Here is a 13320-nt window from a genome sequence, read left to right on the forward strand (position 1 = left end):
ACGGTCCTTTGCGCTGCGCAAAAAACCGTGCCGGGGAAGACGAGTGGTTAAAGAGCTTTTTTAATCAGATCCTGCAATTGCGACTTGCCCACCGCACCGGTGATCTGATCGACAACCTCGCCGCCCTTGAACAGGATGAGCGTGGGGATGGCCCGGATGCCGAATTGGCCGGGGGTGGCGGGATTATCGTCCACGTTCATTTTAGCGATGACGACCTTGCCGTCGAATTCCGACGCCAACTCGTCGATCACCGGGCCGATGGCCTTGCAGGGACCGCACCAGGGCGCCCAGAAATCAACCAGACAGGGAAGCGCGTTCCCCATGATTTTATTCTCAAACTCGCTGTCGGAAATATGGACTACCTTGTCGCTTGCCATTGTTCTTCTCCTTTGAGAGAGCCGTCGAAAAAATCTGTGCAAAAAAGTAATGAATTTTCGATGGTTATATGATCGGAATATATATTATCGGGCATTCTACCTTGCGGGCCACACGGTGACAAGAAAAAATTGACCTGCCGGACCGGCCGTCGTTCGCCGCCTTCCTCGTTTTGGTTTTGACAGGAGAAAAAAAGCCGTGCTATAAAGAACGGCCGAGCCGTAGCAACAATTGTCCACAGCATACCCGAGATCCCGATGAAGACGGAAAAATCTGCCCAGCTGTTCACCCAGGCGAAAACATGCATCCCCGGCGGCGTCAATTCGCCGGTCAGAGCCTGCCGTTCGGTGGGCTGCGATCCCCTGTTCGTGGCCAAGGCCTCGGGATGCACGATCACCGATGTCGACGGCAACACCTTTATTGATTTCGTCGGTTCCTGGGGGCCGCTGATCCTTGGGCACGCCCATCCGGAAGTGGTGGAGGCCGTGCGCCGGACAGCGATGGACGGCACCAGTTTCGGCGCACCTTCGCCATTGGAGGTAGAGTTGGCGAACCAGGTCTGCGCGGCAGTTCCCTCGATCGATATGGTCCGCTTCGTCAACTCCGGCACCGAGGCGACCATGAGCGCCATCCGGCTGGCGCGGGGATACACCGGCCGCAAGGTGGTGGTCAAGTTCGACGGTTGCTACCACGGGCATGCCGATTCCTTTCTGGTCAAGGCGGGCTCGGGAGTCATCACCTTAGGCATTCCCGGCAGCCCGGGCGTGCCCGACGACATCGTCCGCCACACCCTCTCCATCCCTTACAACGATGTGGCGATTCTGGAACAGACTCTGCGCGACCCCGCTCTCGACATCGCCTGCGTGATTGTCGAGCCGGTGGCCGGCAACATGGGCGTGGTGGCGCCGAAGCCGGACTTTTTGCGCACCTTGCGGGAACTGACCCGCGAACTCGGCATTGTCCTGATTTTCGACGAGGTCATTACCGGTTTCAGGCTGGCCCTGGGCGGCGCGCAGGAACGGTTCGGCATTCTGCCCGACCTGACCTGCCTCGGCAAGATCATCGGCGGCGGCCTGCCGGTGGGGGCCTACGGCGGCAAGCGGGAGATCATGGCCCTGGTCGCGCCCGACGGCCCGGTTTACCAGGCCGGAACCCTGTCCGGCAATCCACTGGCCATGGCCGCCGGACTGGCGATGCTCACGGTGGTGCAGCGTCCCGGCTTCTATGAAGAGTTGGAAGAGAAGAGCGCCTGGTTCGGTGCCGAGCTGGAGAAGATCGCGGCTGGATCGCCGGTGCCCGTTACCCTGAACCGGGTCGGTTCGATGATGACCTGCTTCTTTACCGCGGGGCCGGTTGTCGATTTCGAGTCGGCCCTGCGTGCCGATACCGAACGGTACGGCCGGCATTATCGCCAGATGCTTGCCGGCGGGATATGGCTGGCTCCGTCCCAGTTCGAGGCGGCGTTTGTGTCCGCTGCACATGACCGGCAACACTTGCAAAAAGCCTTGGACATGACTGAATCGTCATTCAAAAAATTGATGGATTAGTTAAAAAATTATTGCGTTTGCCGAAGGTGCATGCTACCTGTAGCTGCTGTCAAGTCCCGGCTGGCGCAAGCGTGAGGAACGAGATGGCGGATGACCGCAGGGAAATGTTCAGGCAGTTGGCGGTCTACAGCCAGGCGGGCATGACCTTTGTCTTTTCCATCCTGATCGGCTTTGGCATGGGCTGGGCGCTCGACAATAAAGTGTTTGCCGGAAAAACGGCGCCGTATCTGACGTTTATTTTTTTGGGATGTGGCATTGCGGCCGGATTCAAGGGCCTGTGGGATCTGACCAGGAAAATGAACGATGGCTGAGCAGGGAAAAGATGCGGACCGGAACGCCGGTGGTCGGGAGACCGCGATGGTCCGTTGCGTGACCGTGGGCAGCATGTTGCTGGTGGGCGTGTTTGCCGCCGGCGGCTGGTTCCTTCAGGACTGGTTTTTCGCCCGGTCCCTCTTGATCGGCGGGGTGCTGGTCAACGGGAGTTTCTGGCTGATGCAGAAGGACGCCCGCCGGTTATTGCAACGGGTCGGCGAAGCGGGCGAAGATGCCGTGATCACGGCCGAGAAGACCCGTTTCATGCTCAGATCCTTCGCCCGGCTGGTGGTGGCGGGCTTGCTGTTATTCGTGCTGGCCACCCGGATGCCGATCGATGTGATCGGGCTCATCTTGGGGTGTGCAACGATTATGGTCAGCGTGGTCATTGTCGGTTTGGGCGCAGGGCGTCGCTGGTTGCCAAGTAAAGTTTGAGGAGAAAGCAGGCTATGGAACATCCGATACTATTCATTTCGTTGATTCTGCAAGCACTGGGATTGCCGGTTCCCCATACGCCGGTCGGCGCGACCTTGCTTGAAAAGATATGCGAACCCTACATGACCTATACCTGGATGGTCATGGCCTTTCTCATCATCGTGCCCAAACTGACCATGGGCAAACTGGAGATGGTGCCGGGCAGCGGCCAGAATTTCTGGGAAGTGATGGTCGGCGGTCTGATGGATTTCTGCGCCGAGAACCTGGGGGAAAAGGGAGCGAAGATGCTGTTTCCGATGATGGCCACCTTTTTCTTCTACATCATCATTGCCAACATGATCGGGCTCATCCCCGGCTTCATGTCGCCGACCTCCAGTCTCAATATCACCCTGGCGATGACCATCATTGTCTGGGTGACGCACCATGTGCTCGGATTCAAACATCACGGACTCCGCTACTACAAGCATTTCATGGGACCGAGCAAGGTGCTGGCACCGTTCATGTTTTTGTTGGAAATCATCAGTAACTTCGCCCGGCTGATTTCCCTCTCCATGCGTCTTTTCGGCAACATCCTCGCCAAAGAAGTTCTGCTCGGCGTGCTCTTCATGCTGGCCGGCGCCTTTTTTGCGCCGTTGCCTATCCTGTGCCTGGGTGTTCTGGTCTCGGTGATCCAGGCGGTGGTTTTTGTGCTGCTCTCCCTCCTCTATTGCGCAGGAGCGATGGAGCATGCCCATTGACAGGTTTTGACAGTTCCGTTCAACGGAGAAGAAGGCCAACTTTTACATAACCTTAGTACGGAGGAACACAACAATGGATAAACTTAGTCTTGCCCTGATCTGCATCGGCGCGGCTCTCAGCATCGGCCTTGCAGGCTTTGGCGCCGGTATCGGTATGGGGAACGGTCTGCGCGGCGCCTGCGACGGCGTTGCCCGCAATCCGGAAGCAAAGGGCGCGATTACCACCACTATGATTCTTGGTATGGCCCTGTGCGAGTCCATCGCCATTTACGGCCTGGTCATCGCCTTCATCCTGCTGTACGCCAACCCCTTCAAGGCTGCGCTCGGTCTGTAATTCGCGCCGAACGATCAGCGGGAGACTCCCGATAAGGGCTGCGGTGTTGCCGCAGCCCTTTTTTATTGCGATCATGTCCGACTGCATCATTGATCCCGTGCGGAGCAGGGGCGAACCGGCACTGCCCGCCACCGGCATTTTGGCGGTCAATCCGGCCGACAGTTCCAGCTTTTCCCCTCTTGCCCGCCGGTATGACTTGGTCCGGCACACGCTCTTTCATTCCCAGTTGTACGGCAACGATGTTTTTTTCGTGGCCGGTCCGGCAGTGGGCGCTCCCATGGCCGCCATCTGCCTGGAAAAACTGATTGCTCTGGGGGCGCGCCGGATTATTGTGTACGGCTGGTGCGGATCGCTGCATCCTTCACTCGTTGCCGGCGATGTATTCATCCCGACGGGAGGATTGAGCGAGGAGGGGACGAGTCGTCATTATCAGGAAGCTGGCGGAAACGATGACGACTCCCTGCGCCTGCGCCTTGCCGACGCCCTGACACGGACAGACGGTTTCGCCGTGCCCAAGCAGGGGCGGATCTGGACCACCGATGCGGTGTATCGGGAAACCAGGGAAAAGGTCGAGTGGTACGGGGCGCAAGGCATCCTTGCCGTGGACATGGAATATACGGCCCTGCGCGCGGTGGCTGCTTTCCGTCGGGTCAGCCTGGCAGCGGTGATGCTGGTTTCCGATGAGTTGTTTCACCGGAAGTGGGCCCCCCGCATACACCGCAAGGATTTTGGAAGGCTGTCCAAGCAGGTGCTTGCATGCCTTTGCTCCCTCATTCAAGACGGCGGAATCATATGAAAAGCTTGTACATGGTCAGCTTGGGCTGTCCCAAGAATCTCGTTGACTCCGAGGTCATGCTTGCCGATCTGGAGCAGGCCGGATATACGGTGGTGGATGAATCGACGAATGCCTCGGTCATCCTGGTCAATACCTGCGGCTTCATCCGTCCCGCCGTGGAGGAAGCCATCGACACGATCCTCGAACTGGCGGCCGGCAAGGAAGAGAATCCGGAACAGCTGCTGGTGGTGACCGGCTGCATGGTGCAGCGCTATGGCGGAGAGTTGGCCGTGGAATTGCCCGAGGTCGATCTCTTTGTCGGTCTCGACGATTTTCCCCGCATCGGCGAATTGATCGACCGTCTCGGCAGCGATACCCGCATCGTCTCCCGACCCGGACTCGCCACCTACCTGATGGACCACCGGGTGCCGCGCCGGCTCGCCACCCCCTCTTTCAGGTCGTACCTGAAGATCACCGAAGGATGTGACAACCGGTGCGCCTACTGCATGATTCCTTCGATCCGCGGACGGCTGCGCAGCCGGACGGTTGCCGACCTGACCGCAGAAGCCGTTCTGTTGGAGCGGTCCGGCGTCCGGGAACTTTCGTTGATTGCCCAGGACCTGACCGCCTATGGGCGGGATCTGCCCGAGCCCGCGGCCTTGACCGACCTGCTGCACGCGCTCCTGGAAAAAACGGCCATCCCCTGGTTACGCCTGCTCTATCTCTATCCGGCCAGTGTGACCGATGAGCTTTTGCTGCTGATGGCTGCGCAACCGCGCCTCCTCCCCTACCTCGACATCCCGTTCCAGCACGTCAGCGACCGCATGCTGGCAGCGATGAATCGCCACTATCGCCGCGCCACGCTGGACGATCTGATCCGGCGCATCAGGAGCCAGGTGCCGACGTGCGCCATTCGTACCACCATGCTCATCGGCTTTCCCGGCGAAACCGAGGAGGATGTGGCGGCCTTGATCGATGCCTTGCGTACCTGGCAGCTCGACCATGTCGGGGTCTTCCAGTATCAGGATGAAGAAGGCAGTGCAGCGGCGCTGTTGCCGGACAAGGTGGCGGACGAGGAAAAAGAATTACGCCACCAGCGGGTGATGATGGCGCAGGCAGCGATCAGCGAGCACAGGCAAAAGTGGTATGTCGGACGATTGGAACCGGTGCTGATCGAAGGGGTCAGCGGCGAAAGCGATTTGTTGCTGGAGGGACGGACCCGGTTTCAGGCTCCGGAAATCGATGGATGCGTCTATATTACTTCGGGACAGGTCAGCCCCGGTGATATCGTCATGGCTCGAATCACCGAGGCGCATACCTACGATCTGGTCGGCGAGGTTGTCGATGGGCAGGCGGAGGGATAACGGCGGCAGGCGGAGATTACTTGTCCTGTTTGTTGACCTGTTCCCGTAGATCCTTGCCCACCTTGAAGAAGGGGAGTTTCTTCGGCTTCACTTTGATCTTTTCTCCGGTCTTGGGGTTGCGGCCGGTATAGGAAGCGTATTCCTTGACGACAAAGCTGCCGAAGCCCCGGATTTCTATCGATTCGCCCCGTGCCAGGGCATCGCTCATGGTTTCGATGATGGTGTTGGTTATCGAGGCGGCTTCGCGGATAGGAAGATTCATCGCTTCGGCTAGAGCTTCAATCAATTCCGATTTATTCATTCCTTTTTCCCCCAAATATCCTCTTCGGATGATGCACAATGCCGGTTTTTTTCACCTGAAAAACGGTACTTGCCGCCACTGCTGGCATAAAAAGAGCTGATTCCAGGATGTTGTAAAATTTAATCAGGTATGTTTTTGATTGTAAAGGATTTTTTTTTCAAAAAAATTTTTTTTAGATCATCCGGTGTCAGTATCCTGAATTTTCCGGGGGGGAGCGCACCCAGGCCAAGGTTGCCGTAGGCCGTTCGTCTCAGATGCAGGACCCGATGGTCGATCGCCTGGAACATCTTTCGGACCTGCCGTTTCTTGCCCTCATGGATGGTTATTTCGATCAAGGTGTCGCTCGTTCGCCGTTGCAACACCCGCACTCGGGCCGGCCGTGTTTTAACGCCATCGAGCATGATGCCCCGCTCAAGCAGGGCTAGCGCCTCTTTTGAGGGGGAGCCGGCCACCAAGGCCTCGTAGGTCTTGTTCACCTCGAAGCGGGGATGGAGGATACTGTTGGCCAGGTCGCCGTCGTTGGTCATGAGGAGCGCCCCTTCGGTATCGAGATCCAGTCTGCCGACCGGAAAGAGACGCAGGGGGATCTTGGTGAGGAGATCGGCCACCACCGGCCGTCCCTGCGGGTCGGCAAGGGTGGTGACATAGCCCGCCGGCTTGTTGAGCAGCACGTACATCTTTTCTTCAAAGACAACCGGTTTGCCGTCGCAGGTAATCAGGTCCCGGGCAGGGTCGGCCTTGCAGCCCATCGTCTCGACCACCTGGCCGTTAATCCGGATCCTGCCGGCGCGGATCAATTGCTCGGCTTGCCGCCTGGAGGCGATGCCGGCCTTGGCGAGAATCTTTTGCAGCCGCTCTTCCATGGCGATGTCGTGGGAAACGAATTGTGCGCGTGCAGCCGGGGCGATCAACGGTACTGTTCCGGGAGCATGGCGGCGATCTTCTCGTTCACCAGCCGCTTGGTGGCCGGATCGACCTCCAGCACCTCGGTGTACCAGGGCTTCATGCGGCAATCGAACACAATGGGCGGGTGCAACCCCACATGAAAGCGGTGCACGGTCTGCTCCCGGCCGTGGATATCGGCAGCCGGCTCGAAACGGGTGAAGAAGGTCCAGAGAAACTCCTGTAGGGAGCAGGTTGCCGCCTCGGTGGAATCGACCAGCAGGATGACCGGCCAGGCGGCCACGCCGGGAAAGAGGGTCAGTTCCGCCGCCAGATCAGGGGCGGTCTCATACGGCACCCCCTGGACGACCAGGGTGCCGGGCAGATAGACCGCGGGGTGGTTGCATTGCTCCGGGAGCGATCCTGAAAATTCCTGGGGCAATTCCCTGCACTTCGCCTGTCCCAAGCCGAGCATCATGGCCTTGGAACCCTTGTTCACCGACGGGCCGGTGTAGTCGAGGGTGTCCTGGGAGACGTTGGCAAAGACAAAAAGATCGCGGTCCCACTGGATCCGTTCCAGGATATGCTGCCACAGCCGGGGAAAATGGGCCACATCGATGCTACCGTCGGTCACCAGCAAAAACTTGGTCAGCGAAAGCTGCCCCTCGCCGAGGATGCGCAGTCCAGCGGCAAAGGCCTCGCGAGGATAGCGGTCGGCCACCCGGGCGGCGGCCAGGCAGTGGAAGCCGGTCTCGCCGAAGGTTTTCAGCTGGAGGACGCCTTTCATCACCAGGGGAAAGAGGGGCGAGAGCAGGTCCTGGAGGAAATCGCCGATGAAAAAATCCTCCTGCCTGGGCCGGCCGACCACGGTGGCCGGATAGATGGCATCCCTGCGGTGGTAGAGGCGGGTGGTCTGGAAGACCGGATAGTCGTGCTGCAGGGAGTTATAGCCGTAATGGTCGCCGAACGGACCTTCCGGCCGGCGGACATGAGGGGGAACCTGGCCCTTGATGGCGAATTCCGCCTCGGCGACCAAGGGGTGCCCGCCTTCGGGGTCTGTCACCATACGCAGTTTTTCTCCCTGCAACAGTGAGGCAAGCACGAGTTCCGGAATATTCTCGGGCAACGGCGCGATGGCGGCCAGCATCAGCGCCGGCGGCCCGCCGATGTATAGGGTCAGGGGCAGGGCCTGATTCCTCTGTTCGGCGGCGAAATAATGGAAGCCGCCGCCCTTGTGGATCTGCCAGTGGATGCCGGTGGTGGTGTCGTCGTACCGCTGGATGCGGTACATGCCCAGATTATGCCCAAGTCCGTCCGGGTGCTCGGTGTAGACCAGGGGCAGGGTGACAAAGGGACCGCCGTCCGAGTGCCAGGAGGTGAGCATTGGCAATTCGGTCAACCGTGCCGGCTGTTGGCGGCATTCCAGGATGGGGCCGCTCCTGACCCGCTTGAGGCCGACCCGCAGCCCTTGCGTCAGCAGACCGCGGGCCTGCCACAGGGTGGCCGGGGAGGGCGGCAGCGAGTGCTCTGCCAGGTGAACCAGCCCCTGGACAAAGTCAAGCGGACGGCGTCCAAAGGCCAACTCCAGCCGCAGCGGCGTGCCGAACAGGTTGGTGACCACTGGAAACTTCGAGCTTTTGACCTGGGTGAACAGGAGGGCCGGGCCTCCCCTGGCGATGACCCGCCGGTGGATTTCGGCGATTTCCAGATAAGGATCGACCGGGGTGTCGATGGTGAGCAACTGGTCGTTGGCGCGCAACAACTCGAGAAACTGGCGCAGATTGGTCAAGGTGTGCATGGAAGAATTGTTGCGGTGGCGGAGGTGCGAGCCGATCAGTGGTGGTGATGCTCTTCGCCGAGAAAGAGGCGATGGTATTCGTCGCTGCTCAGATGGTTGCGCATGATCTGGGTGAGCAGGTCAACCACCTGATGGATTTCATCCTCGCTCATGCGAGGCACAAGTTCGCTGGTGAGGCGGTCGTCGCTGAACTGGCGGAGAAAGTCGATCAGGGATTGCTCGTCCGTGGCGCGATTGAGTCCGAAAAACATGGGCATCTCCAAAAATGGCGATTATCCTGCGAGTATTTTCCACCAGATCCGCCGGTCGCGGGGGCCGTCGAATTCGCAGAAGAAAATGCGCTGCCAGGTGCCGAGCTGCAGGTGTTTTTGGTGCAGGAACACCGTGGCCGAGGAGCCGGTCACGGCGGTCATGAGATGGGCGGGCGAGTTGCCTTCGCTATGGCGATAGGGGTAATCGGTGGGAACGATCCGGCTCAAGGCGCCGAGAATATCGCGCTGCACGTCTGGATCGGCCCCCTCGTTGATGATCAGCCCGGCCGTGGTGTGGGGGTTGTACACGTACAGAACGCCGTCATCGACGCCGCCGGCTGCCACCACCTGCTGCAGCCGGTCGGTCAGGTCGATCATTTCCAGCCGCCTGCTGGTTGCAATCGACAGTTCACCCCTGGGCATGGCTGTCCCGTTGTGGCCCGATCACTGCAACTGCCAGGAACCGTATTGGTCGCGGCAGGCCGTGCTGTAGGTGCGCTGCGGCTTGCCGTCGATGATCGCCTCGATTTCCGCGCGGCGGCAGACCTGATGGGTGCTGGGATTCTGGTAGGCGGGTTGCGGCGTGACCGCGTACTGATTGCCGCTATCGGGGTTGACCCAGGCCGAGCGCTGGTTGGAAATACCCCGTTCGTAGGTGTGGTTGAGCTGTTCGCGGTCGTACTTGTCCATCTCGTTGCCGACGATGTAGCCCAGCATGCCGCCCACCGCCGCGCCGATCAGGGTGGCGCCGGTGTTATGGCCGATGGCCTGGCCGATGAGGGCGCCGGCGGCGGCACCGCCGACCGCACCGGTCTGCCCCCTGGTGGCGCAGGAGGGCAGGAACAGCAGGAAGAGCAGGGCGATGAGGCTTGCATGTTTCATGGCGTTTTTCCTCCGGCAGAGGGAACGTTCAGGGTATCGGGCAGGTGTTTGCTCGCCTGCACCCCCAAAGCTTTCAGGGCTTCGGTCCGGGCGATCAGATTGCCCTGGCCGGCACTCAGCCGGTTGCGGGCCGTGTGCCAGGCCTGCTGGGTCTGGTTGAGACGCAGGCCGATCTCCTCGAAGGCCTCGGTAAAACCGACGAATTTATCATAAAGATTCCCCGCTTGTTTGGCAATGGCTAAACTGTTGCGGTTCTGCTCGTCCATGCGCCAGAGATGATGCACGGTGCGGAGGATGGCCAGCAGGGTCGAGGGGCAGGTCAGGATGACCTTTCGCTGCATGGCGCTGACCAGCAGCTCCGGTTCCTCGTTGACCGCCAGCAGGAAGGCCCCTTCGATCGGGATGAACAGCAGGACGAAGTCGAGGGAGCCTACCCCGGTCAGATGCTGATACTGCTTGCTTGCCAGCAGGTTGATCTGTCGTTTGACCGAGTCGAGGTGCGCCCTGGTTTGCTGGAGCCGGCAGGCGTCGTCCCGCGCATTGTGCGCTTCGGCAAAGGCCTTGAGCGAGACCTTGGCGTCAATGATCACGACCCTGTTTTCGGGAAGATAGACAAGGGCGTCCGGTTGCAGTGTCGCGCCGTCTTCCGCCTTCAAGCTGACCTGCAGGGCAAACTCGGTGCCGTTGCGCAGCCCCGAGGCTTCGAGCAGGCGGGCCAGCACCATTTCGCCCCACTGTCCCTGGAGCTTGTTGCTGCCGCGGAGGGCCTCGGCCAGGTTGGCCGCATCGGAGCTGAGCTGCCGGTTGAGCTGCTTGAGGTGCTCGATCTCCTTGATCATCGAGACCCGGTCGCGGGCCTCGTGGTCGTACACCTCTTCCACCTTTTTCTTGAACTCGGCCAACTGTTCGTGGAACGGCCGCAGCAGCAGGGTCAGGGCCGAGGCATGCTGGCTGGTGAGCTGCTCCCCCTTTTCGGCGATGATTTTCCCGGCCAGCAAATTGAAATCCTGTTCGATCTGCCTGCGGGTTTCGGCCAAAAGGGCGTTCCGCTCCCGGATCTGCTGTTCTTGCGCGGTACAGGAGGTCCGCAACGAGGCGTTCTCGTTTTCGGTGGTGCGGCACTCCCAGGCGAGCTGATTGCGTTCGTCACGCAGCCGTTCCACCTCGTCGCCATGGGCGCGGGCCTGTTCCTGCACACGTTCCAGGCGCAGGGAAAGCGCCCAGTAGCGCCGTTGCAGGCGATGCTGGATGAGCAGGAAGACGAGGGCAAGAACCAGGGCGCCGGCACCGCAGCCCAGCAGAAAAGGGCCGAGTTGCGGCTGGCTGAAGAGATCGCTGAGTAAAATCACAGGTGGCGGCAGGAAATCGTTTGCCGGTTAGCGGCGGCGGGAGAGGCGGCGCAACTCCTCCAATTCGTCGAGCAGATCCAGCGCCAGGGCGCAGCCGGGCAGGTTGACCCGGAGATCGCGCTGCAACCGCATGGCGACCTGGACCCGCTTGACTGCCACCGAGGTGAAACACCATTCCCGCATGGATGGTCCTTCCGGAGTGATGATTCCCTCTTCGATCATGTCATGGATGAGTTCGGCGTTGACCCCGCACAGCGAGCAGAGGTCGGCCAGAGAGCAGCGCATTTCCTCGTTCAGGACCATGCCTTGGATATAGATTCGTTGTTCGATCATTTGCTATCTCTCCAGTCCGGAACGGGGGTTGAACGGCATCTGTTCCGCCATGGTCCGGTAGAGCCGGCGCTGTTCCTCGGTTCGTGGCTCGGGAAGGACAATCTGCAGGGTCACGATCTGGTCGCCCTGATGACTGGCGGAGCACAGGCCCTTGCCCTTGAGGCGAAGTTTTTTCCCGCCCTGCGAGTTCGGTGGAATTTTCACCTGTACATGGCCGCCCAGGGTCGGCACGGTGAGGGTCGCGCCCAGGGTCGCCTCCCAGGGCGTGACCGGTAAGGTCAGGTGGATGTCGCGTTTCTCGGCGTGAAACACCGGGTCTTCCTGAAAGACGATTTCAAGGTAGAGGTCGCCGGCCGGGCCGCCGCCGTGGCCGGGCAGCCCCTGGCCCTCGAGGCGGATCCGCTGGCCCTCGATGATGCCTTTGGGGATGACCACGTGCAGGGTATGGGGACTGGTGCTGACCCTGCCGTCGCCATCGATCACCGGCCGGGTCAGGGTGATGGTCTGGCGGGCGCCCCGATAGGCATCTGCCAGGGGGATCACGATCTTGGCATGCTGGTCCTCGCCCTTCATCCGGAAGACGTGCGTGCGCTGCCGCCCTGTCTGGCCATGCCCGAACAGGGACTCGAAAAAGTCGCTGAACCCGCTGGCGTCGGCCCCGGTGTAGCCTGTGCCCCGGAACTCGAAGCCGGCATCCCAGTTGGGCGGCGGCTCGAAATGCTGCCCCTCCTGCCAGTTGGCGCCGAATTTGTCGTATGCCGCCCGTTTTTCCGGGTCTTTCAGTACTTCGTAAGCCTCGCCGATATCCTTGAATTTTGCCTCGGCATTGGCTTCCTTGCTGACATCGGGATGATATTTGCGCGCCACCTTGCGGTAGGCCTGCTTGATCTGGTCCTGGGTGGCGTCGCGGGCCACGCCCAGGATTTTATAGTAGTCCTTGTATTCCATATCGGTCGCCGAAGTGCTCTTCGTTCATATTCCGTTGTGGAACAGTAAGGATAGCTTGTTAAAAAGAAAAGAAAAAAATGTGCCGGCCGCTTTCTCCTTGAACAGCCGGTCCCCTTTCTTTTATGCTAGGCGGAAAACACCATGCACGCACACAATCTGATTCTGACCGGTTTTCGCGCCACGGGCAAGACGTCGGTGGGCCGTCTCACCGCCGCCCGCTTGCAGTGGGCTTTTCTCGATACCGACGATCTGCTCCGCCAGCGCCTGGGCGCGCCTATTGCCGAAATCGTCGCCCGCAGCGGCTGGCCGTTCTTCCGGGAAGCCGAGCGCCAACTGCTGCGGGAACTGGCCGCGATGCGGCATACCGTTCTGGCCACCGGCGGCGGTGCGATCGAACATCTGCAGGAGTGGCGCGAGTTGAGGCGGGGCGCTCTGGTGGTCTGGCTCGACGCCGATGCCGCCACCATTCGGCAACGGCTGCAGGACGATCCCGATTCCGGCCACCAACGGCCTTCCCTCACCGGGCAGGCGGTTGCGGACGAGATCGAGCAACTGCTTGAGCGGCGCCGGCCCCTGTATGCGGCCGGCTCCGATGTGCGGCTTGTCACCGCGAACAAGACGCCGGCGCAACTGGCCGAGGACATCGTGCAGGCACTGTGCAAGTGACTCGGAAATGCGAAGGGCGATGCCCCTCGCA

Annotated in this window: 18 protein-coding genes; 8 read left to right on the forward strand and 10 right to left on the reverse strand. The window is 60.5% G+C overall.

The genetic code is table 11. The features are described from left to right. Positions 1 to 47: 47 nt before the first annotated feature. On the reverse strand, positions 48 to 377 hold the full coding sequence (trxA, locus tag Q362_RS0104105) for a thioredoxin (RefSeq protein ID WP_028317649.1): 330 nt from the start codon (positions 375 to 377) through the stop codon (positions 48 to 50). Positions 378 to 632: 255 nt separating this feature from the next. Here trxA and hemL point away from each other — a divergent pair, with 255 nt between their 5' ends. The 7 genes from hemL to rimO all read left to right on the forward strand — a co-directional run bounded on the left by hemL (position 633) and on the right by rimO (position 5879). Beyond that, on the forward strand, positions 633 to 1922 hold the full coding sequence (gene hemL, locus Q362_RS0104110) for a glutamate-1-semialdehyde 2,1-aminomutase (protein WP_028317650.1): 1290 nt from the start codon (positions 633 to 635) through the stop codon (positions 1920 to 1922). Positions 1923 to 2005: 83 nt separating this feature from the next. Then, the gene (locus tag Q362_RS0104115) at positions 2006 to 2233 is read left to right on the forward strand and encodes an AtpZ/AtpI family protein (RefSeq protein ID WP_028317651.1); all 228 of its coding nucleotides are present in this window, start codon (positions 2006 to 2008) and stop codon (positions 2231 to 2233) included. Beyond that, on the forward strand, positions 2226 to 2669 hold the full coding sequence (locus Q362_RS0104120) for an ATP synthase subunit I (protein WP_028317652.1): 444 nt from the start codon (positions 2226 to 2228) through the stop codon (positions 2667 to 2669). Before Q362_RS0104115 ends, Q362_RS0104120 begins: the two co-directional genes overlap by 8 nt. Positions 2670 to 2683: 14 nt before the next feature. Then, positions 2684 to 3406, forward strand: a complete 723-nt coding sequence (atpB, locus tag Q362_RS0104125) for a F0F1 ATP synthase subunit A (protein ID WP_028317653.1) — start codon at positions 2684 to 2686, stop codon at positions 3404 to 3406. A gap of 73 nt (positions 3407 to 3479) precedes the next feature. Next, positions 3480 to 3740, forward strand: a complete 261-nt coding sequence (atpE, locus tag Q362_RS0104130) for an ATP synthase F0 subunit C (RefSeq protein WP_015725620.1) — start codon at positions 3480 to 3482, stop codon at positions 3738 to 3740. A 73-nt stretch (positions 3741 to 3813) separates the two neighbouring features. Further along, positions 3814 to 4536, forward strand: a complete 723-nt coding sequence (locus Q362_RS19045) for a nucleoside phosphorylase (RefSeq protein ID WP_157469868.1) — start codon at positions 3814 to 3816, stop codon at positions 4534 to 4536. After that, positions 4533 to 5879: a 30S ribosomal protein S12 methylthiotransferase RimO gene (rimO, locus tag Q362_RS0104140; RefSeq protein ID WP_028317654.1), complete on the forward strand. Its 1347-nt coding sequence runs from the start codon at positions 4533 to 4535 to the stop codon at positions 5877 to 5879. Before Q362_RS19045 ends, rimO begins: the two co-directional genes overlap by 4 nt. 16 nt (positions 5880 to 5895) lie before the next feature. On the opposite strand, the gene Q362_RS0104145 is transcribed toward rimO, so the two are convergent. The 9 genes from Q362_RS0104145 to Q362_RS0104185 all read right to left on the reverse strand — a co-directional run bounded on the left by Q362_RS0104145 (position 5896) and on the right by Q362_RS0104185 (position 12623). Beyond that, complete coding sequence (locus Q362_RS0104145) at positions 5896 to 6180, reverse strand: HU family DNA-binding protein (RefSeq protein WP_028317655.1); 285 nt, start codon at positions 6178 to 6180, stop codon at positions 5896 to 5898. Between the two features lie 119 nt (positions 6181 to 6299). Next, positions 6300 to 7043 carry a pseudouridine synthase gene (locus tag Q362_RS0104150; protein ID WP_028317656.1) on the reverse strand — a complete coding sequence of 248 codons (744 nt, stop codon included), beginning with the start codon at positions 7041 to 7043 and terminating at the stop codon, positions 6300 to 6302. A 44-nt stretch (positions 7044 to 7087) separates the two neighbouring features. Beyond that, positions 7088 to 8860, reverse strand: coding sequence for a UbiD family decarboxylase (locus Q362_RS0104155; protein ID WP_028317657.1), 1773 nt, complete (start codon positions 8858 to 8860; stop codon positions 7088 to 7090). Between the two features lie 35 nt (positions 8861 to 8895). Beyond that, complete coding sequence (locus tag Q362_RS0104160) at positions 8896 to 9111, reverse strand: hypothetical protein (protein ID WP_245590153.1); 216 nt, start codon at positions 9109 to 9111, stop codon at positions 8896 to 8898. A gap of 21 nt (positions 9112 to 9132) precedes the next feature. After that, on the reverse strand, positions 9133 to 9534 hold the full coding sequence (locus Q362_RS0104165; protein WP_051553627.1) for a secondary thiamine-phosphate synthase enzyme YjbQ: 402 nt from the start codon (positions 9532 to 9534) through the stop codon (positions 9133 to 9135). A gap of 21 nt (positions 9535 to 9555) precedes the next feature. Further along, complete coding sequence (locus tag Q362_RS0104170; protein WP_028317660.1) at positions 9556 to 9993, reverse strand: glycine zipper domain-containing protein; 438 nt, start codon at positions 9991 to 9993, stop codon at positions 9556 to 9558. After that, positions 9990 to 11342: a DNA recombination protein RmuC gene (locus Q362_RS19050; protein ID WP_051553629.1), complete on the reverse strand. Its 1353-nt coding sequence runs from the start codon at positions 11340 to 11342 to the stop codon at positions 9990 to 9992. Before Q362_RS19050 ends, Q362_RS0104170 begins: the two co-directional genes overlap by 4 nt. Positions 11343 to 11369: 27 nt before the next feature. Beyond that, positions 11370 to 11675 carry a chaperone modulator CbpM gene (locus Q362_RS0104180; protein WP_028317661.1) on the reverse strand — a complete coding sequence of 102 codons (306 nt, stop codon included), beginning with the start codon at positions 11673 to 11675 and terminating at the stop codon, positions 11370 to 11372. Positions 11676 to 11678: 3 nt separating this feature from the next. Beyond that, positions 11679 to 12623 carry a DnaJ C-terminal domain-containing protein gene (locus tag Q362_RS0104185; RefSeq protein WP_028317662.1) on the reverse strand — a complete coding sequence of 315 codons (945 nt, stop codon included), beginning with the start codon at positions 12621 to 12623 and terminating at the stop codon, positions 11679 to 11681. Between the two features lie 141 nt (positions 12624 to 12764). On the opposite strand from Q362_RS0104185, the gene Q362_RS0104190 reads away from it, so the two are divergent. Then, positions 12765 to 13289, forward strand: coding sequence for a shikimate kinase (locus tag Q362_RS0104190; protein WP_028317663.1), 525 nt, complete (start codon positions 12765 to 12767; stop codon positions 13287 to 13289). The last annotated feature ends 31 nt before the right edge of the window (positions 13290 to 13320 follow it).

The organism is Desulfobulbus elongatus DSM 2908, assembly GCF_000621145.1.
GTDB classification, from domain to species: domain Bacteria; phylum Desulfobacterota; class Desulfobulbia; order Desulfobulbales; family Desulfobulbaceae; genus Desulfobulbus; species Desulfobulbus elongatus.

Excerpts from the sequence above, each read along its gene's own strand:
- trxA (WP_028317649.1), bottom strand. The coding sequence starts at position 377 with ATGGCAAGCGACAAGGTAGTCCATATTTCCGACAGCGAGTTTGAGAAT.
- hemL (WP_028317650.1), top strand. The coding sequence starts at position 633 with ATGAAGACGGAAAAATCTGCCCAGCTGTTCACCCAGGCGAAAACATGC.
- Q362_RS0104115 (WP_028317651.1), top strand. The coding sequence starts at position 2,006 with ATGGCGGATGACCGCAGGGAAATGTTCAGGCAGTTGGCGGTCTACAGC.
- Q362_RS0104120 (WP_028317652.1), top strand. The coding sequence starts at position 2,226 with ATGGCTGAGCAGGGAAAAGATGCGGACCGGAACGCCGGTGGTCGGGAG.
- atpB (WP_028317653.1), top strand. The coding sequence starts at position 2,684 with ATGGAACATCCGATACTATTCATTTCGTTGATTCTGCAAGCACTGGGA.
- atpE (WP_015725620.1), top strand. The coding sequence starts at position 3,480 with ATGGATAAACTTAGTCTTGCCCTGATCTGCATCGGCGCGGCTCTCAGC.
- Q362_RS19045 (WP_157469868.1), top strand. The coding sequence starts at position 3,814 with ATGTCCGACTGCATCATTGATCCCGTGCGGAGCAGGGGCGAACCGGCA.
- rimO (WP_028317654.1), top strand. The coding sequence starts at position 4,533 with ATGAAAAGCTTGTACATGGTCAGCTTGGGCTGTCCCAAGAATCTCGTT.
- Q362_RS0104145 (WP_028317655.1), bottom strand. The coding sequence starts at position 6,180 with ATGAATAAATCGGAATTGATTGAAGCTCTAGCCGAAGCGATGAATCTT.
- Q362_RS0104150 (WP_028317656.1), bottom strand. The coding sequence starts at position 7,043 with ATGGAAGAGCGGCTGCAAAAGATTCTCGCCAAGGCCGGCATCGCCTCC.
- Q362_RS0104155 (WP_028317657.1), bottom strand. The coding sequence starts at position 8,860 with ATGCACACCTTGACCAATCTGCGCCAGTTTCTCGAGTTGTTGCGCGCC.
- Q362_RS0104160 (WP_245590153.1), bottom strand. The coding sequence starts at position 9,111 with ATGTTTTTCGGACTCAATCGCGCCACGGACGAGCAATCCCTGATCGAC.
- Q362_RS0104165 (WP_051553627.1), bottom strand. The coding sequence starts at position 9,534 with ATGCCCAGGGGTGAACTGTCGATTGCAACCAGCAGGCGGCTGGAAATG.
- Q362_RS0104170 (WP_028317660.1), bottom strand. The coding sequence starts at position 9,993 with ATGAAACATGCAAGCCTCATCGCCCTGCTCTTCCTGCTGTTCCTGCCC.
- Q362_RS0104180 (WP_028317661.1), bottom strand. The coding sequence starts at position 11,675 with ATGATCGAACAACGAATCTATATCCAAGGCATGGTCCTGAACGAGGAA.
- Q362_RS0104185 (WP_028317662.1), bottom strand. The coding sequence starts at position 12,623 with ATGGAATACAAGGACTACTATAAAATCCTGGGCGTGGCCCGCGACGCC.
- Q362_RS0104190 (WP_028317663.1), top strand. The coding sequence starts at position 12,765 with ATGCACGCACACAATCTGATTCTGACCGGTTTTCGCGCCACGGGCAAG.